The sequence below is a fragment of the Mesorhizobium sp. 113-3-3 genome, from assembly GCF_016756495.1.
In the GTDB taxonomy this organism is placed as follows: Bacteria; Pseudomonadota; Alphaproteobacteria; order Rhizobiales; family Rhizobiaceae; genus Mesorhizobium.
Genome location: NZ_AP023243.1, coordinates 5,090,153 through 5,110,364, shown reverse-complemented (window position 1 = coordinate 5,110,364; position 20,212 = coordinate 5,090,153). Strand labels below are relative to the sequence as shown.

The window sequence follows — 20,212 nt, the reverse complement described above, 5'->3', positions numbered from 1 at the left end:
CGTCTGAAATTGCGTCAAAGACAAAGAGTCTAGAATTCCTGTAGCTCGCAGGAACTCTGATCGAGAAAACGCGACACGATCGGCTTCCAGCTGTCGTCCGGCACGAAGCTGCGGATGACGAAGATACCCTCGTCGATTGGCGCTTCGACGAAGATCGCTCCCTGCAGATCCTCCGGCAAGTCCTTGCGCACATCGATCATCTGCGCCGGCGTCAGCACCACGGCATCGAGCTTGCCGTCGGTCGCCGTATGGTCGTTGAAGGAATAGATGTTGTGGCCGTTGCGGTCATAGACCGACACCGACCAGAAGGGGACGTTCCCTGGCGCCTTGATCCGGACCATGCCTTCCTCGAGATCGAACCGGCAGGCCGTGGCGTAGAACAGCGGGTCGACCGATTTCACCACCGGCGCGCCGCCCGCCTCGGCATCGAGCCGGTTCATCCGGTAGAGATCGGATGCCATGGACAGTCGCGACCAGGCGTCGCGTTCGGAAAATTCCGGCACCAGGAGCAGCACCACGATGTGCACGATTCCGGCGCCGACAAGGCCGAGCAGCACGGCGTGAAAAAGACGGCGCAGTGCGGCCAGGACATTACGCATCGCAGCCGGCCTTCACGATCCTGGGCAGCGAAACATCCGACAGGCCGGTGCTGCTTGCGATCGGCGTGTCGTAGAAGGTCAGGACGAAATACATCCGTCCGGAACCGTCTGTCAGCAGCCAATTGCCGGACATCGGGTGATGCCCGACCGAGATGATCACCGAATTGTCCGCCTGGCGCAGCACCTCATAGGACTGAAGGGCTGCAAGTCGCGGCTTGCCGGTCTCGACGACGCCGAGCGATTGGTCCGCGGCATAGAGCGTCCAGAAGCGGGCGGTCGGAAATCCGCCCTCTATCCTGTAGCTGCATTCCCGCTTGAGCTGGTCGCCCGCAGCGTCAGTTTCCGCGACGAAGGACAGGCCCTCGGCGCGGCCGAGCGCAAGCACGCCCTCGCGCGCCACGCGGGCCTTGGAATAGGGGTCGGCGGCCGGCGTGCCGATATCGGGGAAGGCGGTCCATTGGCCGATGCGGATCGCGCCGACGCCATCCTGGATCTTCAGCGCATACCAGACGCTGGCGCCGCCGCCGCCAATGGCTATGGCAAGCGAAAGCAGCATCAGGAAGGCGTTCTTGAGCATGAAGGGCCGCGTGCGCGAAGGATTGCCGTTCGGGGATATCGCGGCGCGGGGCCTTGTGGCAAGCGGGCGTGATGGATTTGCCTGTTGGCCCGGCCCGCGCCGAGGCCGAACTCACAGCGCTGAAAGCGTTTCGGGCGAGGCGGGGGCGTCGATTTTGGGTGCCGACTGGAACAGCTGCGTCATGTCCCTCAGTGTCTGCGTGGTCCGGCTGGACAGCACCGCCGGGCGTTCGGCCGCCGCGTCGGCCGCGGCTTGCTCCTCGCTCTTCTTCTGGGCTTCCGCGGCCTTGGCTGCGGTGTCCTCGTCAACGAACGGCTTGTCGATGCCGGGGATCGGCTTCAGGTCGATGTTCTGGTGCGCATAGACCATCAGGCGCTGCCAAACCATCGCCGGCAGCGATCCACCCGTCATGTTCTTGGTCGGGGTGAAATCGTCGTTGCCCAGCCACACGGCCGCCGTGTAGTTGCCGGTGAAGCCGACGAACCAGGCGTCGCGATAGGATTGGGTCGTGCCGGTCTTGCCGGCTACGACGATGTTGGGGATTTGCGCCCGCCGCGCGGTGCCCATCACCGGCACGGCCGCCAGCATGGTGTTCATGGATTTCAGCGCTTGCTCGGACAGCACCCGGTGCGGCGGCGTCGCGTCCTTTGTCCAGTCATACACAACGTCACCGGTGCGGGTGACGAGCTGGGTGATGCCGTGCCGGGAGCCGACGAAGCCGTTCTGGGCGAACACGCTGTAGCCCGTCGCCTGGTCCATCACGGTCATGCCCGACGTGCCGAGCACCATTGTCTTGTGCGCCTCGAGCGGCGATTCCACGCCCATCGCCTCGGCCATCGCCTTGATCGGCGCGATGCCGAGGTGGTCCTTGGCCAGCCGCACCGGCACGGTGTTGATCGACTTGGCCATCGCCATGATCAGCGTGATGTTGCCGGCTGATTCGCCGCTGTAATTGTGCGGCGACCAGTTGCCCCAGCTGATCGGCCCGCCGGAAATGATCGAATTGGGCGTAAAGCCGTGTTCCATCGCCGTGGCGTAGACATAGGGCTTGAAGGACGAGCCGGTCTGGCGCAGCGCCTTGGTCGCGCGGTTGAACTGGCTGGCGCCGTAGTCGCGGCCGCCGACGATGGCGCGGACCGCGCCATTGGTCTCGATGACCACCACAGCACCCTCGGTGACGTTGTACTCCTTGCCGAACTGGCGCAGGTGGAACTCGACGGACTCTTCCGCCGCCTTCTGGATGTTGGCGTCGAAGGTGGTATGGGCAACCAGCGAATGCTGGCCGGGCTTGGCGATCTTCTTGACCTCATCGAAGGCCCAATCGAGGAAATAATCGGGGCTCTTCTGTTCGCCGCGGTCGACGACGTCGGCCGGATGCAGCCTTGCCTGCAGCACCTGGCCTTCCGTCATGAAGCCGGAATCGACGAGGTTAGACAGCACCACATTGGCGCGTGCGCGCGCCGCCGGCAGGTTGATATGGGGCGCGTATTTGGTCGGCGCCTTGAACAGGCCGGCCAGCATCGCCGCCTCGGCGAGGTTAAGGTCCTTGACGCTCTTGCCGAAATAGAAGTCCGCCGCCGCCTCGATGCCGAACGTGCCGCCGCCCATATAGGCGCGGTCGAGATAGAGCTGCAGGATTTCCTTCTTCGACAGATTGGCTTCGAGCCACAGCGACAGGAAGGCTTCCTTGATCTTGCGCTCGAAGGTGCGCTCATTGGTCAGGAACAGGTTCTTGGCCAATTGCTGGGTGATGCTTGAGCCGCCCTGGACGACGGAGTTCGCCCGCACATTCTCGAAGATCGCGCGCGACAGGCCGAGCACGTCGATGCCGTAGTGATCGAAGAAACGCCGGTCCTCGGTCGCAAGCACCGCCTTGATGACGTGGTCGGGCATCTCGTCGACCGGCACCGAATCGCGCTGGATGATGCCGCGCTGGCCGATCTCGTTGCCGTAGCGGTCGAGGAAGGTGACGGCGAAATCGCCTTGGGCCCGCCAGTCGCCGGCGGTATCCTGGAAAGCCGGAATGGCCAGCGCCAACATCACCACGAAGCCGCCGGCGCCGAGCGTGAAACCTTCGCTCAAAATCTCGATGATGCCGCGCCGCCAGCCTTTCAGGCGAAAGCGCCGCGAGAAGATGGTCGCGGCTTCCCAGAATTGCCGCGCCTTGAACCCGATTTCGTAGAGCGAGGAATCGAGCCAGGCGTCCAGCGCCAGAAGGCGCGACGCGATCGGACCTCTTCTCTTGCGCGGTTCAGGGCTGACCATTCAAAAACCCGGCTCGGCTGTGGCGTGACCTGAAAACCGCAAGCCGGCAATTTCAGGGCGGCGCCCTGTCCCGACTATTCATCCATTTTGGGGATGCTCACAAGGGCAGCGAAGACACAGCTGAAAGGTTTGTTGGCGCAAGGGGCAGGGGAGCGGTCGCAACCGATAGTCCCCCGCCCGGTCACCGCAGGCGGGGAGACTGATATGAGAGGCGGCCTGGGCGGTTCAGGCCGGCTCGCGCTTCAGCGCCTGCGCCATGCAGTGGATGCCGCCGCCGGTCTTGGAGATCTCGCTCATGTCGACGGCAGCGACCTCGAAGCCGCGCGCCTTGAGCTGACCGATGAGCGTCTGGCTCGAGGTTGGCGCGATCACCCTGTCCTTGCCCAGCGACATGAAGTTGCAACCGAGCGCCATCGTGTCCTGGAAGGGCACGTCGATGATCTCGTGGCCCTTGCCCTTCAGCCAGTCGACGATGCCGGGTTCGGTGCAGGCGAGGCAAACGGCCGTGAGTTTTTCGGCGATCGGCACCACCATCAGGTCGATATGGACGTAATATTCGTCGATAAAGGCGAGCCGCGTTTCCCAGCCCTCTTTCTCGAACCAGGACTGGACCTGGCGGGCGCCTTCTTCCTGCGTGCGGGCGCCGCCGCAGCCGATCAGCACCACGCCTTCTTCGATGACATTGAAGTCGCCGCCTTCGAACGTGCCTGCAGTGACCATGTCGTAGATCGGGATACCGAGTTTTTCATAGGTGCGGATGGCCGCGTAGTTCTCGCCGCGCCGCCACCAATTGGCCATGGCGGTGATGAAGGCGCCGTAGGGCGTCATGACGCTGGAATCGCGGGAATAGACCTGCATCGGCAGTTCCGGTGTCGGTTCGTGCCAGTGGATGTTGACGCCGAAATGCTCATAGGCGGCGACCAGGTCCTTGTGCTGCGCCTGCGCGATCTGGACATTGCAGGGCGCTTCGCGCAGATGCTTGCGCGACAGCGAACTGGTCGACAGATGCCGCAGGAAATTCGGCGATCCGAGCAGCACATCGGTCAAGACGTCGGTCTCGTTGGCGAAGCCCCATGACGTCAGCGGCTTGGTGCCGCCGGCCGGATTGCGGCGCTGCAGCGAAAACGGCTCGGCGACGATGCGATCATGAACGGTCATGCGGTTCTCCTCGTAAGCTTGTTCTCAAGAGTTGCTCGGGTCATGCATTGTGCGGGATCCACCAGTCGCGGCCGCGTGCGGTGGTGACATATTCCGGCCAGCGGAAGTTGATCGGCGGTTCGTAGTCGCAGAGCGGCGCGATCCAGTTCGTGCCGCCAACGCCGCCGCCGGCGCGGGCGGTGAACTCGTCCATCGCCGCCTCGCGGGCTTTCCCGTCCTCGAGCAGCCGCAGCGCCGCCAGCGCGACGGTCTTGGCCGCGCAGATGACCATCGGGTCGATGGTGGCGGAAATGCCGCCCAGAGCATTCATCACCCAGGAGGGATAGGCGTGGCCATCCGCCGAGCGCAGCGCCGGACGGGCGACATAAAAGCGCGCGGTCGGCGCATGCCAGCTCATGTCGGTATAGTCGTCGGAGGTCGAATTCAACTGCGAAGGCGGCAGGTCGCGGCGCAGGATCGCTTCCGCGTCCTTTGGCGAAATCAGCCGCTCCAGTTCGTCGATGAACGGATTCTCGGTTGCCGTGCCACCGGCATTGACCTGGATGTCACGGCCGATCGCCCTGGCTGCCTCGTTCCATCGGGGCGGCCCGACCGTCGACAGCGCCTCATAGGCGATCTCGGCCATGGCGTGATTGGCCAGCCCCGGCCGCGACTTCGACACCCAGTGACGTTCGTATCGGCAGCCGCTGATCGCGGCGGCAGCCGCCGCATTGCGGTCGAGTACGGCTGTCACCTGCTCGGCCATGCCGATGGTCGGCACGCGGATCATGTACTGGATCTCGGCGAGCCCCGCCGGCAGATTGTCGGCGGTCGCCTGGCCCGCCGTCAGGATCGCCTCGCTGATCGACCAGCCGCCCTGATGCGGCAGCATCGAATCGCGCAGCGCCTTGGAGGCCATGTACATCGTCATCAGCGCGTCGTTGGCGCCGGGCGCGCGGACCGCCGAATGCGCCTGCGGGATCGGTGCGCCGTCACCTGCGCGAACCCAGTTTTCGGGTTCGTCGCACACAAAGCGGTAGATCATGGCGTAGGCGGCACCGCAATGCGTGTCCCAGCGCGCCGTGTTGCAGAGCGGCAGCATGTAGAAGGGATGGAAGGAAATTATGCCGGCAAGGCCGTCGTAATAGCCTTTGGCCGCATGGATCGGCTTCGAGCCGCGCACCTTCTCGGCCGGCTCGCCGGTAAAGCGCAGCGTGCCTGGAATGCCGTGGCGCTGCATCGCCGCCTTGGTGGCCAGCAGGCCGCCGAGGCTGGCCATGCCGAGCCCCGAATGCGGATCGGTGTGGCCGCCGGCCTCGACGCCAAGACCGGGCCGCGGCTGCTTCACCGTTGCCGCATCCTGGCAGTTGCCGGGCACGGCGTCGTACTCGGCATACATGCCGATCGTCGGCCCGGCGCCGTTCGTCCAGTGGGCACAGAACGCCGTCGGCATGCCGCCGGAACCTTCCTCGACGGCAAAGCCTTCACGCTTCAGTCGCTCCACGTACCAGGCCGCGGACTGGTATTCGCGCCAGGCGGTCTCGCCGAAATCGAAGATGGTGCGCGTCCACGCCGACAGCAGCGGCTGGATGCCGTCGAGGCAGGCAAGGGCCGTCTCTTGCACTGATGTTGTCAACGGTTTGTCCATGCATCCAAGAAAGCAGTGAAGCGGCTCGCCAAAAAGTGATATGTTTTCCCGGTTCGTGCAAATTCGGTTCACCTCTTGAGAATTCCCTCCACACAGGCGCTGCGCGCGCTCGACAGTTTCGCCAGGCATGGCAGCGTCTGGCGTGCCGCCGACGAACTGCATCTCACGCGCAGCGCGGTGAGCCACCAGTTGCGCCTGCTCGAACGCGATCTGGGCTTCGATCTGCTGCAGCGCATCGGCAAGGGCGTGGCGCTGACGCCGCGCGGCCAGCGCTACGCAGCCGATGTCAGGAAGGCGCTGACAGTGCTTGGCGACGCGGGAGCGCAGACGAACGGCGCCGGCGTCGGCGGCTCCTTCGCCATCTCCTGCCCGCCCGGCTTCGCCTCCATGTTCCTGTGCACCCATATCGGCGAGTTCCAGCAGATGTACCCCGATGTGGCGCTCTCGGTGCTGACGCCGCGCCGGCTCGACGACGTCTCGAATCCGGACGCCGACGCCTTCATCGCCTTCGGCGTCGGCAATTGGCCGAACCGGGCGGTGGAGCTGCTCTGTGAAGTCCACTTCACGCCGCTCTGCAGCCCGACATTGCTCAACAAGGTCGGCGGCTTTTCCAAACCGGCGGACGTCCTGCGCGCCAACCTGCTGCATCTCTCCGACACCGAGGACTGGGCGCGCTGGCTGGCGCTGTCCAAGGTGGAGAATCCCGATACCGAAGGCGGTATCTTCTTTTCCGACATGAACCTCGTCTTCTCGGCGGCGGTCGCCGGCCAGGGAATTGCCATGGGCGACGAGCTGACCGGCCGCCGGGCACTGAGCGAGGGCCGGCTGGTCAAGCCGTTTGAAGCGTCCGTGCCCTCGCCACGCTCCTATTTCCTGGTCTTCGAACACGCCAAGGCCGGCCATCCCGTGCTCAACGCCTTCAGCGACTGGCTCAGGGCGAAGCTATCGGAGAGCAGACTTTAATCTCCCCTCGAGGCGGAGATTTGGTGCGTCCCAACTCCCAGACGTGAATCAAATTTGCTGATCAGGCGAAAACTATTCGGTTGCGGTGAGCCGCCAGCCTGCCTACGATTTCACCAGACACTGAGGAAGAGGCAGGATGCAGCAACCCGGCCGGGCCGCAGAGATCAAGGCAATTGGAATCGGCAAGAGCTTTGGCTCGTTCCGTGCGTTGGACAATCTGTCGCTCAATATCGGCCGCGGCGAGTTCCTGACGCTGCTCGGGCCCTCCGGCTCGGGCAAGACCACCTTCCTGATGATTCTGGCCGGCTTCGTGCAGCCGACCGAAGGCAAGCTTTTCAGCGACGGCACCGACATCACCGACCGCCCGGCCGAGCAGCGTGCCGCCGGCATGGTGTTCCAGGGCTATGCGTTGTTCCCGCATATGAGCGTCGAGGCCAACATTGCTTTCCCGCTCAAGGTGCGCAAGAAATCGGCCGCCGACATCAAGAAGCGCGTTGGCGAAATGATCGAGCGCGTCGGCCTGGTCGGCCACGAGAAGAAATTGCCCTCGCAGCTCTCCGGCGGCCAGCAGCAACGCGTGGCACTTGCCCGCGCGCTGGTGTTCGAACCGGGCGTGCTTCTGCTCGACGAGCCGTTCTCGGCGCTGGACAAGAGCCTGCGGGGCCAGATGCAGGCCGAGATGAAGCGCCTGCACCAGGAAACCGGCACCACCTTCGTCTTCGTCACCCACGACCAGAGCGAGGCGCTGGCGCTGTCCTCGCGCGTCGCCATCTTCAACCACGGCAAACTGCTGCAGGTCGGCGCGCCGGACGAAGTCTACGACCGGCCGGATAACCGCTTCGTCGCCGAATTTCTTGGCGAGATCAACATGTTGCCGCTGAAGGGGGTCAAGCCCGCCGACAATGGCTCGACGGGCCTCTGCGAGGACCGCGCCGTCAACATGCACTGCAAGGCCGAGAAAGTCAGTGGTGACGCGATCCTGGCGATCCGGCCCGAACATATGTCGATCGCGCGAGAGGCGATGGTCGGTGAGAACGGCATTGCCGCGACCGCCATCGCTTCGACCTATATGGGTTCCGCGACCAAGCTTGATTTGACGACGCGACAAGGCGCCAAAGTAACCGTGTCGGTGCCGAACGAAGTCGCGGCCGCGGCACTAAGCAAAGGCAATTCCGTCTGGCTGACCTGGCCGGCGGAAAAGGGTTTCCTCCTCCCGCACGGAGGACATTGAACACCGGCGCGGCTGGCCTATCGCACCGGCTTGCGGACTGAAATCAACGAAAACAAAGGGGAACTGACATGAACGACACCAAGAAAAACGCCATCGAAACGCTGTCCGAAAGGACCAGACGCGGCGAGATTTCACGCCGCCAGTTCACGCAGCTGGCAGCGCTCGTGCTCGCCGGCACACCGATGCTGCTGCGCTCGACCGGTGCCTTTGCCCAGGCCAAGGAACTCGTGCTGGTCAATTGGGGCGGCGACGCCATCACCGCCTATGATGCGGCCTACGGCCAGGCCTTCACCAAGGACACCGGCATCACCGTCAAGATGGACGGCTCCGGCCCGACCGAAGGCGCCATCTCGGCGCAGTTCAAGAGCGGTGCGCCGACCTGGGATCTGGTCGACGTCGACCCGTTTTCGGCGATCACGCTCGGCGCCCAGGGCGCGCTCGAGCCGATCGACTACAAGATCGTCGACAAGACGAAGATGCGGCCCGGCTTCGGCTGGGAGTATGCGGCTTCGACTTATTTCTTCTCCTATGTCATCGCCTATGATTCCGAGAAATACGGCAAGGATGCCCCGACCGGCATGGCCGACTTCTTCGACGTGAAGAAGTTCCCCGGCAAGCGTTCGCTCTACAAATGGGGCGTGTCGAGCTGGGAAGCGGCGCTTTTGGCCGATGGCATCGCGCCGGCTTCGCTCTATCCGCTCGACCTGAAGCGAGCCCACGACAAGATCGCCGCCTTCAAGGAAAACGTCGTCGCCTACTGGGGTGGCGGCGCCGAGAGCCAGAGCGTGCTGCTCAATGGCGAAGCCTCGATGGCCATCGTCTGGTCGACCCGCGCTTCGCTGATCGAGCAGGATTCCGGCGGCAAGATCAAGTTCATCTGGGACCAGGGCCTGATCTCGCCCGGCGCGCTGGCCGTGCTCAAGAACAACCCCGGCGGCAAGGACGCGGCGATGAAGTTCATCGCAAGCGCACAGGACCCGCAAAAGCAGCTCGTCATGTTCGACAAGCTCGGCCAGGGCCCGGCCAATCCAGCGGCCGACGCGCTGATCCCGGCCGACAAGAAGCGAATCAACCCGGTCGATCCCGAAAACATGAAGAAGCAGATCGCGCTGGACATGGAGTGGTACGCCAAGAACTACGGCGCCGCACTCGACGAATACACCAAGATCATCTCCGCCTGAGAGCTGGATGCTGATCTGAGATGAGAGGCGTTCTCTCCGACAGGATGGGCGCGGCGCTGTTGATGGCGCCGCTGCTCCTGTTCCTTGTGCTCGCCTATGCCTGGCCGTTTCTCGGCGTGGTGAAATGGAGTTTCACCCTGCCGACGCCGGGACTTGGCCAATACAATGCCTTGCTTACCGACGATCTGGTCCAGTCGGTGTTCATCCGCACGCTGCGCATCGCGGCGATCGTCACGGTTGTATCCGTCGCCGCCGCCTATGCCATCACGGTCGTCTGGGTGCGCGGCAGCCCGGCGCAGCGCCTTATCGCCGAATTCTGCATCCTGGTGCCGTTCTGGATCTCGGTGCTGACGCGCGCCTTCGGTTGGGTGGCGCTTTTGTCAAATCGCGGCCTGATCAACACCTGGCTGCAATCGTTAGGCTTCATCTCCGAACCGCTGACGCTGGTGCGCAACGAACTCGGCGTCGTCATCGGCATGACGCATTTCCTCATTCCTTTCGCGGTCTTCCCGCTGGCATCGGCCATGCGCAGCCTCGACGACCGCGTGCTGCTCGCGGCGCGCGGGCTCGGCTCCAGCCGCATGCGCACCTTCTGGACGGTGTTCGTGCCGATGACCCGCTCCGGCATCATCGGCTCGGCGCTGATCGTCTTCGTCTTTTCGCTTGGCTTCTTCGTCACACCGGCGATCCTTGGCGGCGGCCGCAGCGTCATGATCGCCGAGCTGATCTACCTCAGGATATTCCAGAGCCCGGACTGGGGGCTGGGGGCGGCGATCAGCGTCGTGCTGGTGCTGTTCGTCGGCGCGCTGATGGCCCTGCTGTTCCGCTACGTCAAACCCAAGCAGTTGATCTGATGCCGACCTATCGCCCCGGGCCCGTCTCGCTGATCCTCGCCGCACTGGTGGCGCTGTTCCTGCTGATGCCGCTGCTTGCCGTCATTCCGGTGTCGCTGACACCGAGCCGCATGCTGGCCATGCCATCGGGTGAACTTTCGCTGCGCCACTATCGCTCGCTGATCGAGGATCCGCGCTGGCTCCAGTCGATCCTGCTGTCGATCCGGATCGGCGTAGTCAGCAGCGCGATCTCCACCGTCCTGGCGCTCTGCTTCAGCCTCGGCGTCTGGATGTTCCAGCCCCGGTTCACCGCAGCGCTCGTCGGTTTCGTGCTGCTGCCGATGGTGGTGCCGCCGGTGGTCTCGGCAATCACGCTCTACTTCCTGCTGACCTCGATCTCGGGCTTCAGTTCGTTCTTCGGCTACGACACCTGGCTCGGCGTTGCCATGGCCCATTCGGTCATGACGGTGCCTTTCGCAACCGTGCTGATCCTGGTCTCGCTCAGCCAGCTCGACCGGCGGATTGACCTGGCGGCGAGGGGGCTCGGCGCAACCGTCTGGGAGCGCGCCACCCGCGTCATCATGCCCAACATCAAGTTCGGCATCGTCACGGCAGCGCTTTTGTCCTTCGTGCTGTCCTGGGAAGAGATCGGCGTTACCCTGTTCATCACCTCGGTCAACGCCATCACGCTGCCGCGCCTGATGTGGATGGGCCTGCGCGACAACATCGACCCGGCGATCGCTGCACTCTCGGTGATCCTGATCATCATCACGGTGCTGGTGCTGGCGGTGCGCAGTGTGGTCACCAGGCAGCGCGCCGGGCACTAGACAAACCGAGGCGCGGCCGAGCTTCGCCTGTCTCCTCGACTTCACCCACGACGCGGCGCAAAATATACCAAGCACTGGCGTTTCATGGAGGTGATGGTGTCGGTGACGTATGATTTTACGGGCCGGACAGCCATCGTCACAGGCGGCGCCCGTGGTATCGGCCGAGCGGTAGCCCAGAAGCTGGCGTTGAGTGGAGCGGACGTCTGGATCTGGGATATTGAGCCCGTCGAGCTTGAAGGCACACGCTCTCTTTCAGTGGACGTGACGAAACGCGATAGCGTCATGCAGGCGCTGACCGCCATGGGCGAAGTCGGGGTCGACATTCTCATCAACAATGCGGGGTGGCTGGGTAGCTACAAGCCGTTCGAGGAATTCGAACCGGTGGAATGGCAGCGAATCCTGCAGGTCAACCTCCTTGGCACGTTCGAAGTAACGCATCGGGTGCTCCCCCTTATGCGACGAGCGGGCAAGGGTCGTATTGTCAACATGGGATCCCTTGCCGGCAAAGAGGGACTGCCGAGCCTTGCGGCCTATTCCGCCGCCAGCGCCGGTGTCATCGCCTTTACCAAGGCGCTGTCGCGTGAGGTCAGCGACACCGATATTCGCGTCAACTGCATCGCTCCGGGTCCGATCGATACGCGCCTTATCCGCGATCTCGGCAATGAGACCGTGGACGCGATGATATCGGCAAGTCCGCTGAAGCGGCTCGGCGATCCGAACGAGGTCGCGGCGCTCGTGGTCTGGCTTTGCTCGGATGCCAGCGCATTCAACACCGGCGCTGTCTTCGACATGTCGGGCGGCCGGGCTCGATACTGACAGGATACGCCCACCGACCTCAAGCGGGGGGCAGCCCGGCATGGCAATCTGTTCATAACAGGGTCGTATTTTCGAGATCATCGGCGATCATGATCGCCGAGACGAATCATGCGGTATGGCGCAGGCTTGTCGAGTTGGGTTACGCTAAGTGCGAATTTGCCAGTACGGCGAATGGCTTGAAGGCGTGACAGGGAGGGGGACGACAAAATGACCGCGCCCGGCGATTTGCTGCAGGCACTTTTTCTAAGGCTCAAAAGCGATAAGTCGCTGTCCGCGCTGCTTGGTGGCGCCGGGCTGCTCGAACGGGCGACCGAAAATGCCGCTTTTCCCTACGTGACTTTTGGTCAGACCAGCGCCTTTGACTGGGACACCGGCGCCGAGAACAACGACGATCAGTTGATTACGCTCCATGTCTGGTCGAAAGCTCACGGTGAAGACGAAACCCTTGCCATCATGGCCGCCATCAAGGCCCGCCTTGCCAACACCGCACTGGTGGTCGGCCCGCGCGGCAAAACGCGGCTGTCGCTTGAGTTCGAGGAGGCCCGTTACGACGAGGATCTCCTCGTGCATCACGGGCTGCTGCGGTTTCGCGCGCTGACGCAGGAAAATGCCTGACGCGCTTTCAATCCGACCGAAACGGAGTCTACACTGGCGTCCCCGGAATTTCGTCGGGTTGGGGCGTCGAAATCACGGCCGGTCGTCTCGCGTTCAGGGGGTAGCGGGCATGGGTTGTGCATCGATCACCGTTCATTTCACGTTCAGCACCGATGCGTTACAACGCTGACCATGAAAACGCTTCGCTCCCACTTTCGAACCGCGACCCTGGCGCTCTGTGCCGCCGGGCTGTTCGCGTCGCAAGCGATGGCGACGCCGATGATCGCGCCCGACCAGTCCAGCCCGATCATCCTGGCCGCATCCGACTGCTACGCGATCGGCCAGCAGGTGGCCGAGCAGAATGGCGGGACACTGGCCAAGGCCTCGCAGTCGACACGCGGTGGCCAGCCGGTCTGCGTCATCGTCGTGCTGGTCCCTGGCAAGGACGGTCAGCGTCCGCGCCGTTCCGAGATCGTCGTTCCGCAAGACTGACCCGCCCGTTTCCCAGGCCGCCGGAATCGGCCTATATCTGAACAAGTCCTTCAAAAGGTATCGATCTCCGCATGCGCGTACTCGTCGTCGAGGATGACAAGGATCTCAACCGGCAGATAGCGGACGCGCTGGTCGACGCCGGCTATGTCGTCGACCGTGCCTTTGACGGCGAGGAGGGCCATTTCCTCGGCGACACCGAACCTTACGACGCCGTCGTGCTCGACATCGGCCTGCCGCAGATGGACGGCATCAGCGTGGTCGAGCGCTGGCGCCGCGGCGGCCGCAAGATGCCGGTGCTGATCCTGACGGCGCGCGACCGGTGGAGCGACAAGGTCTCCGGCATCGATGCGGGCGCCGACGACTATGTCACCAAGCCTTTCCACATCGAGGAGGTGCTGGCGCGGCTGAGGGCGCTGATCCGCCGTGCCGCCGGCCATGCCTCGTCGGAACTCACCTGCGGGCCGCTGCGCCTCGACACCAAGGCCTCGAAGGCCGATGTCGACGGCGTGCCGCTGAAGCTGACCTCTCACGAATTCCGCCTGCTTGCCTATTTGATGCACCATATGGGCGAGGTGGTCTCGCGCACCGAACTGGTCGAGCATCTCTACGACCAGGATTTCGATCGCGATTCCAACACCATCGAGGTGTTTGTCGGGCGGCTGCGCAAGAAGATGGGCATCGACATGATCGAAACCGTGCGTGGCATGGGCTACCGCATGCGCGAGCCGGAGGCGTAACTCGGAACCGCTCAAACCAACCGCAAGGGCGCCGCTTTCGCTGCGTTTGTGGCCGCGTTCGCTGACGTTCCGCGTCATCGCCTTTTCCACCGTGTGGGCGATCCTGACCCTTGTCGTCATTTTCACCCTGATCACCACGCTCTACCGCCAGGCCAGCGAGCGCGGCTTCGACAGCCTGCTTTCGGCACATCTGTTCAACCTGATCGGGTCCATCGGCATTTCCGACACGGGAGCGCTCACCGGCGCTCCCGACCTTGGCGACCTCCGCTTCTCTGAGCCGAATTCGGGCTGGTACTGGTCGGTCGAGCCGGCCTCGGAAGGCGTGCATGGCGACCTTCATTCGTCGTCGATGACGAGCAAGATCCCGTCGCCAAGCGTCGCCGAGGTGCCCTTCAACGCCAGCTTCCAGCGCAGCTATTCGGCCGAAGGCATCGACGGCGAGCAACTCGAAGTGTTCGAGAGCGAATTCGTGCTCGATGCCAAGAACCGCGCCGCGCGTTTTCGCGTGATGGGCAACCAAAGCGAACTCGAACAGGAGATCGCCACCTTCCAGCGCCGCCTGCTGACCTATCTCAGCCTGTTCGGCGTCGGCATGATCGCCATCAACGCCATTGCCATCCTGCTCGGCCTGCAGCCGCTGCGCCGGGTGCGCAACGCCCTTGCCATGGTGCGCGAAGGCACCGCGCAGCGGCTCGACGGCCGCTTTCCAGCCGAGATCGAGCCGTTGGCCAACGAGACCAATGCCTTGATCGAAAACAACAAACGCATCGTCGAGCGCTCGCGGACCCAGGTCGGCAATCTCGCCCATTCGCTGAAGACGCCGCTGGCGGTGCTGCTCAACGAAGGCCGCGCCCTTGGCGGCGCCAAGGGACAATTGATCGCCGAGCAGGCCGCCTCGATGCAGAAGCAGGTCGACCATTATCTGCAGCGCGCCCGCGTCGCGGCGCAGCGGGACAGCGTCGTCTACCGCACGCCGGTGGCGCCGCTGGTCCAGCGCATGGTGCGGGTGTTGCAGAAGCTCAACCCGCAGACCAGCCTGTCGCTGACCCTGCCGGCCACCGAAATCGTCTTCGCCGGCGAGCGCGAGGACCTCGAGGAACTGCTCGGCAATCTTCTCGAAAACGCGATGAAATGGGCAAAAAGCGCGGTTTCGGTCACTGTGGCGCCCCTCGCCGGCAAGGACGACAATCTCTTCGAGATCAGCATCGACGACGACGGTCCCGGCATTCCCGAGGACAAGGCACGCGATGCGCTGAAGCGTGGAAGGCGCCTGGACGAGACAAAACCGGGAACAGGTCTGGGGCTGGCCATTGTCGCCGACCTCGTCAACGAGTATGGAGGCGTTCTCGCGCTCGAACGGTCCGGCCTGGGCGGATTGAAGGCAGTGGTACGCTTGCGGAGCCTTCAGTGACGCTTTCCCAGGCCAATCGACAGTTGTGGACGACCCATGTTATGGCGGCATATCGATTGATTTTGAGCCGGCCGGCAGCGGCCAAATTTCCGACAAATATCAATACTATGGCCACGCCTACTTCTCCGATGACGCGGCCCCCGGCGCATCCATGGCAGGCTCCAACTCAAGAAAACCGGTTGTTGGCATGAAGATTCGCGTCGCGCTTGTTTCCGCATTGCTGGCCGTCTCCGGCTGCTCCACCTTGAGCGGCAAGGGCCCAACGCTCGCGCCGACACCTGCCTCGACGCTTCCGACAAGCGGCAAGGTCACCAAGTCGATCATTTCGGCGATGGATGGCGGCCTCATCGGCGGCTCGATCGGTAATGGCCTCAGCGATGCCGAGAAGCGCAGCGCGCTTGAGGCCGAGTACAAGGCGCTCGAGTATACGACGAGCGGCCAGAAGGTGGCATGGAAGGGCGATCAGGCTTCGCATTATGGCGAGGTCGTTCCGGCCCAGCCCTACCGCGTCGGTTCGCAGGACTGCCGCCAGTACACGCAGACGGTGTTCACCGGCGGAGCCGGGGTGACGGCGCGCGGAACCGCTTGCCGCAACGCCGATGGCAGCTGGACGCCGCTGACCTGATATCCAGCTCGGGCTCAGGCCGGTTGATGTCGATCAAGGACTTTCGGCGCGCTGACCGTCAAAGCGTCGCAGGATGCTTGTGTTGGCAGGGCAGGGCTCTGTCGTTATTGGAAGAACCATGCTGTTCTGGGTCATAGCCGCAATATTGACGCTCGGCGCGAGCCTTGCGGTGCTGCTGCCGCTGGCCGCAGGAGCCAGGGGCGCGTCGTCGAGCGGCGATCATGATCTGGAAGTCTATCGCGATCAATTGTCCGAGCTTGACCGCGACGCCGGCCGCGGCTTGATCCAGCCGGCGGAAGCGGCCGAGGCGCGCGCCGAGATCGCGCGCCGCATCCTTCGCCTCGACGGTGCCGATACGGCCGGCGAGGCATCGGCCAGGCAGGCCTCGGTCACGGCACGGCTTGTCGCGACCGTCGCCGTGCTGGCGGTGCCGCTTGTCAGTTGGGGTGTCTACAGCCAGATCGGCTCGCCTGACCTGCCGGCGCAGCCGCTCAGCGAAAGGCTGGCCAAGAACCCGGCCGACAGTTCCGTCGACGAATTGGTGGCGCGGGCCGAGGCCCACCTTGCCGCCAACCCGTCCGACGGCAGGGGATGGGATGTGCTGGCCCCGGTCTATCTGCGCATGCAGCGCTTTTCCGACGCGGCGGCCGCGTACCGTAACGCCATCCGCCTCGACGGCGACAGCGCCGTTCGCCAGGCTGGCCTCGGCGAGGCGATTGCCGGTGCCGCGGGCGGTATAGTTTCCGCCGACGCCCAGGATGCCTTCGAGGCGGCGTTGAAGCTCGATCCTGCCAATGCCAAAGCCAGCTTCTATCTGGCCATGGCCCTGGCGCAGGAAGGACGAAACAAGGAAGCCGCGGCGGCCTGGCAGGCAATGCTGGGCACATTGCCGCCGGATTCGCCCTGGCGCGCCGCCGTCGAACAGGCGCTGGCAAAGTCAGCCAGCCCCGAAGTCGCGTCCGGCGCGCCAGCGAAAGGTCCCGATGCCGCTGATGTCGACGCCGCGTCCTCCCTGTCACCGCAGGATCGTGAAGCCATGATCAACACCATGGTCGCCGGCCTCGATGAAAAACTGCGGCAAAATCCGCGTGACCCGGAAGGATGGATGCGGCTCGTTCGTTCCTATGTCGTGCTGGGCAAGGCCGATCAGGCGCGCGAGGCGCTGGGGCGCGCCATCGCCGTCTTTGGCGCCGGCAGCGACGAAGCCAAGAAATTCACCGCCTTTGCCGCCTCGCTCGGCCTGACGGCGACGGAGTAGACATGACGCGCAAGCAGAAACGGTTGTCGGTGATCGTGGGTGGCTTGGCTTTCCTGGGCGCCGCCACCGGGCTGACCTTCTATGCGCTCGGTCAGAAGGCCTCCTATTTCTACATGCCGGCCGACCTCACCACGGCGAGTGTCCAGCCCGGCCAGCGCATCAGACTCGGCGGTTTGGTTGAAAAAGGCACCATCCAGCGCGGGCAGGGCGCGACGGTCGCCTTCTCCGTCACCGACACGCACAAATCGGTCAAAGTCACCTATACCGGCATCCTGCCCGACCTCTTTCGCGAGGAGCAGGGCGTCATCACCGAGGGCAGTTTCGGCCCGGATGGCATATTCGTTGCCGACAGCGTGCTGGCCAAGCATGATGAGCGCTATATGCCCAAAGAAGTGGCCGACGGGCTGAAGGCCAAGGGTGTCTGGCAGGAGAGCAAAAGTGAGTAACTCTGGCGGGAGAGCAAACGTGGATTTCGGGAACAACCATGGTTGAAACCGGACATTTCGCGCTGGTCCTGGCGTTCGCGCTTTCGCTGGTGCAGACGATCGTGCCGCTGTTCGGCGCGCGCCTCGACAACCAGCGTCTGATGGCTGTCGGCGGTCCTGTCGCGATAACCGGCTTCGCCCTGACGGCGCTGTCCTTTGCCGCCCTGGCGAGCGCCTATGCGAGCTCCGATTTCTCGGTGGCGAGCGTCTGGGAAAACTCGCATTCGCTGCAGCCGATGATCTACAAGATCACCGGAACCTGGGGCAACCACGAAGGCTCGATGCTGCTCTGGGTGCTGATCCTGACCTTCTTCGGTGCGCTTGTCGCGGCTTTCGGCTCCAATTTGCCGGCGACGCTGCGCGCCAATGTGCTGGCGGTGCAGGGCGCCATCGGCGCCGCCTTCTTTCTGTTCATCCTGGCGACGTCCAATCCTTTCATCCGGCTCAATCCGGCGCCGATCGAAGGCCGCGATCTCAACCCGGTCCTGCAGGATCTCGGCCTCGCCATTCATCCGCCGCTGCTCTATCTCGGCTATGTCGGCTTCTCGATCTGCTTCTCCTTCTCGGTCGCCGCCTTGATCGAGGGGCGCATCGACGCCTCCTGGGCGCGCTGGGTGCGGCCATGGACGCTGGTCGCCTGGATGTTCCTCACCGGCGGCATCGCCATGGGATCCTACTGGGCCTATTACGAGCTCGGCTGGGGCGGCTTCTGGTTCTGGGATCCGGTCGAGAACGCTTCCTTCATGCCGTGGCTGGCGGGCACCGCGCTGCTGCATTCGGCCATCGTCATGGAAAAGCGCTCGGCGTTGAAGATCTGGACGCTGCTGCTCGCCATTCTGACCTTTTCGCTGTCGCTGCTCGGCACCTTCCTGGTGCGCTCGGGTGTGCTCACCTCGGTGCATGCCTTTGCCACCGACCCGGCGCGCGGCGTCTTCATCCTGTGCATCCTGACGCTGTTCATCGGCGGCTCGCTGGCGCTCTTTGCGCTGCGCGCTTCGCGGTTGACGGCCGGCGGCCTGTTCCACCCCATCTCGCGTGAAGGCGCACTCGTCCTCAACAATCTGTTCCTGACCACGGCGACCGCCACCGTGCTCGTCGGCACGCTCTATCCGCTGGCGCTGGAGGCGCTGACCGGCGACAAGATCTCGGTCGGGGCGCCGTTCTTCGATCTGACCTTCGGCCCATTGATGTTGCCGCTTCTGGTCCTCGTGCCGTTCGGTCCGCTGCTGGCCTGGAAGCGCGGTGACATCATCGCCGCGTCGCAGCGCCTGATGGCGGCCTTCGCGGTGGCGCTGGCGGCAATGCTGGTCACCGGCCTGTTTATCGATGGCGCCTCGGTGTTCGCTGCCCTCGGCATCGGCCTGGCTGTCTGGCTGGTCGCTGGCGCGCTTACCGACCTTGCCGTCAAGTCCGGCGTCGGATCGGTTGCGCCGGCCGTTATGGTCCGGCGCTTCGCCGGCCTGCCACGCTCGGTCTTCGGCACGGCATTGGCTCATCTCGGCCTCGGCCTGACCTTGCTCGGCATCGTCGCCACGCTCTCCTTCGGCACCGAGAAGATCCTGTCCATGCGCGCTGGCGAGACCGTGGAACTGTCAGGCCATACGCTGCGTTTCGTCGGGCTTTATCCGGCGCAGGGGCCAAACTACAGCGAGGATCGTGGCCGCTTCGAACTGATCGGCGTCAGCGGCAATGCTGTCGGCGAAATCAGTTCCGCCAAGCGCTTCTTTCCGGTGCGGCAGACGACGACGACGGAGTCCGGTATCAAGACCCTCGGTTTTTCCCAGCTCTACATTTCGCTTGGCGACGAAGCCAAGGACGGCTCGGTCGTGGTGCGCCTGTGGTGGAAACCGCTGGTGACGCTGATCTGGGGCGGCGGGCTGGTGATGATGGCGGGCGCTGCCATGTCGCTGATGGACAGGCGCCTGCGTGTCGGCGCGCCCTCGCGCCGGCGCAAGCAGGCGAGCGCCGTGGCGCCCGCGGCCCTGCCATGAAGGCAAGGTTGTCCGCCGCGCTGCTTGTCCTGATGCTGGCGCTCGGCTTTGCCGGCACGGCAATGGCGGTGAAGCCCGACGAGATGCTGGCCGATCCGGCGCTCGAAGCGCGGGCGCGGGCCCTGTCGGAGGGCCTGCGCTGCATGGTCTGCCAGAACCAGTCGATCGACGAGTCCGATGCCGACCTCGCCCGCGACCTGCGCATCCTGGTGCGCCAGCGCCTCGTCGCCGGCGACACGGACCAGCAGGTCATGGACTATGTCGTTTCGCGCTACGGCGAGTTCGTGCTGCTGAAGCCGCGCTTCGATCTGCGCAACGCGCTGCTTTGGGGCACGCCCGTGCTGTTGCTGCTGGTCGGAGGCGTTTTCATTGTGCTGACCGCGCGGTCGCGCCGGACGCTGGCGACAAAATCGCTATCTCCCGACGAGCAGGCGGCATTGGACGCCATTCTTCGCCGCGACTGACGGCCACGACCGCGCCGCCAACATTACCAAAGTTTCATGTGTCGGAAATGGCGCTGTAATGTGCGCCTCTCTAATTCT

General features: G+C 64.2%; 20 protein-coding genes. 15 read left to right on the top strand and 5 right to left on the bottom strand.

Features of this window, described 5'->3' with window-relative positions; translation table 11 throughout:
- Positions 1 to 29: 29 nt before the first annotated feature.
- From JG746_RS25175 to JG746_RS25155, 5 genes are all read right to left on the bottom strand, one after another.
- Complete coding sequence (locus tag JG746_RS25175) at positions 30 to 599, bottom strand: DUF1254 domain-containing protein (RefSeq protein WP_202355179.1); 570 nt, start codon at positions 597 to 599, stop codon at positions 30 to 32.
- Complete coding sequence (locus tag JG746_RS25170; protein ID WP_202355178.1) at positions 592 to 1,176, bottom strand: DUF1214 domain-containing protein; 585 nt, start codon at positions 1,174 to 1,176, stop codon at positions 592 to 594. The genes JG746_RS25175 and JG746_RS25170 overlap by 8 nt, the downstream gene beginning before the upstream one ends.
- Positions 1,177 to 1,287: 111 nt before the next feature.
- Positions 1,288 to 3,441: a transglycosylase domain-containing protein gene (locus JG746_RS25165; protein ID WP_202355177.1), complete on the bottom strand. Its 2,154-nt coding sequence runs from the start codon at positions 3,439 to 3,441 to the stop codon at positions 1,288 to 1,290.
- Between the two features lie 225 nt (positions 3,442 to 3,666).
- Positions 3,667 to 4,599 (bottom strand): dimethylarginine dimethylaminohydrolase family protein, encoded by a 933-nt coding sequence (locus tag JG746_RS25160; protein WP_202355176.1) that lies wholly within the window; start codon positions 4,597 to 4,599, stop codon positions 3,667 to 3,669.
- A gap of 40 nt (positions 4,600 to 4,639) precedes the next feature.
- Complete coding sequence (locus tag JG746_RS25155) at positions 4,640 to 6,226, bottom strand: amidohydrolase (protein WP_202355175.1); 1,587 nt, start codon at positions 6,224 to 6,226, stop codon at positions 4,640 to 4,642.
- A 75-nt stretch (positions 6,227 to 6,301) separates the two neighbouring features.
- Here JG746_RS25155 and JG746_RS25150 point away from each other — a divergent pair, with 75 nt between their 5' ends.
- From JG746_RS25150 to JG746_RS25080, 15 genes are all read left to right on the top strand, one after another.
- Entirely contained in the window at positions 6,302 to 7,189 is an 888-nt protein-coding gene (locus tag JG746_RS25150) for a LysR substrate-binding domain-containing protein (RefSeq protein WP_038645582.1), read from the top strand.
- A 136-nt stretch (positions 7,190 to 7,325) separates the two neighbouring features.
- On the top strand, positions 7,326 to 8,420 hold the full coding sequence (locus JG746_RS25145; RefSeq protein WP_202355174.1) for an ABC transporter ATP-binding protein: 1,095 nt from the start codon (positions 7,326 to 7,328) through the stop codon (positions 8,418 to 8,420).
- Positions 8,421 to 8,488: 68 nt separating this feature from the next.
- Positions 8,489 to 9,601 (top strand): ABC transporter substrate-binding protein, encoded by a 1,113-nt coding sequence (locus JG746_RS25140; protein ID WP_202355173.1) that lies wholly within the window; start codon positions 8,489 to 8,491, stop codon positions 9,599 to 9,601.
- Between the two features lie 20 nt (positions 9,602 to 9,621).
- Complete coding sequence (locus tag JG746_RS25135) at positions 9,622 to 10,455, top strand: ABC transporter permease (protein ID WP_202355172.1); 834 nt, start codon at positions 9,622 to 9,624, stop codon at positions 10,453 to 10,455.
- The gene (locus JG746_RS25130) at positions 10,455 to 11,261 is read left to right on the top strand and encodes an ABC transporter permease (RefSeq protein WP_202355171.1); all 807 of its coding nucleotides are present in this window, start codon (positions 10,455 to 10,457) and stop codon (positions 11,259 to 11,261) included. Before JG746_RS25135 ends, JG746_RS25130 begins: the two co-directional genes overlap by 1 nt.
- 93 nt (positions 11,262 to 11,354) lie before the next feature.
- Entirely contained in the window at positions 11,355 to 12,077 is a 723-nt protein-coding gene (locus JG746_RS25125) for an SDR family NAD(P)-dependent oxidoreductase (protein WP_202355170.1), read from the top strand.
- Between the two features lie 207 nt (positions 12,078 to 12,284).
- Positions 12,285 to 12,692, top strand: coding sequence for a DUF3168 domain-containing protein (locus JG746_RS25120; RefSeq protein ID WP_202355169.1), 408 nt, complete (start codon positions 12,285 to 12,287; stop codon positions 12,690 to 12,692).
- Between the two features lie 171 nt (positions 12,693 to 12,863).
- Positions 12,864 to 13,163 carry a hypothetical protein gene (locus tag JG746_RS25115; RefSeq protein ID WP_202355168.1) on the top strand — a complete coding sequence of 100 codons (300 nt, stop codon included), beginning with the start codon at positions 12,864 to 12,866 and terminating at the stop codon, positions 13,161 to 13,163.
- Positions 13,164 to 13,234: 71 nt separating this feature from the next.
- Complete coding sequence (locus JG746_RS25110) at positions 13,235 to 13,900, top strand: response regulator transcription factor (RefSeq protein ID WP_019857144.1); 666 nt, start codon at positions 13,235 to 13,237, stop codon at positions 13,898 to 13,900.
- A gap of 40 nt (positions 13,901 to 13,940) precedes the next feature.
- Positions 13,941 to 15,311: an ATP-binding protein gene (locus tag JG746_RS25105; RefSeq protein ID WP_202359461.1), complete on the top strand. Its 1,371-nt coding sequence runs from the start codon at positions 13,941 to 13,943 to the stop codon at positions 15,309 to 15,311.
- Between the two features lie 187 nt (positions 15,312 to 15,498).
- Positions 15,499 to 15,936: a hypothetical protein gene (locus tag JG746_RS25100; RefSeq protein ID WP_202355167.1), complete on the top strand. Its 438-nt coding sequence runs from the start codon at positions 15,499 to 15,501 to the stop codon at positions 15,934 to 15,936.
- 118 nt (positions 15,937 to 16,054) lie between these two features.
- Positions 16,055 to 17,194: a c-type cytochrome biogenesis protein CcmI gene (ccmI, locus tag JG746_RS25095; RefSeq protein WP_202355166.1), complete on the top strand. Its 1,140-nt coding sequence runs from the start codon at positions 16,055 to 16,057 to the stop codon at positions 17,192 to 17,194.
- A 2-nt stretch (positions 17,195 to 17,196) separates the two neighbouring features.
- Entirely contained in the window at positions 17,197 to 17,640 is a 444-nt protein-coding gene (gene ccmE, locus JG746_RS25090; RefSeq protein ID WP_199642776.1) for a cytochrome c maturation protein CcmE, read from the top strand.
- 38 nt (positions 17,641 to 17,678) lie between these two features.
- Positions 17,679 to 19,670, top strand: a complete 1,992-nt coding sequence (locus JG746_RS25085) for a heme lyase CcmF/NrfE family subunit (protein WP_202355165.1) — start codon at positions 17,679 to 17,681, stop codon at positions 19,668 to 19,670.
- Complete coding sequence (locus tag JG746_RS25080) at positions 19,667 to 20,134, top strand: cytochrome c-type biogenesis protein (RefSeq protein WP_202355164.1); 468 nt, start codon at positions 19,667 to 19,669, stop codon at positions 20,132 to 20,134. The genes JG746_RS25085 and JG746_RS25080 overlap by 4 nt, the downstream gene beginning before the upstream one ends.
- The last annotated feature ends 78 nt before the right edge of the window (positions 20,135 to 20,212 follow it).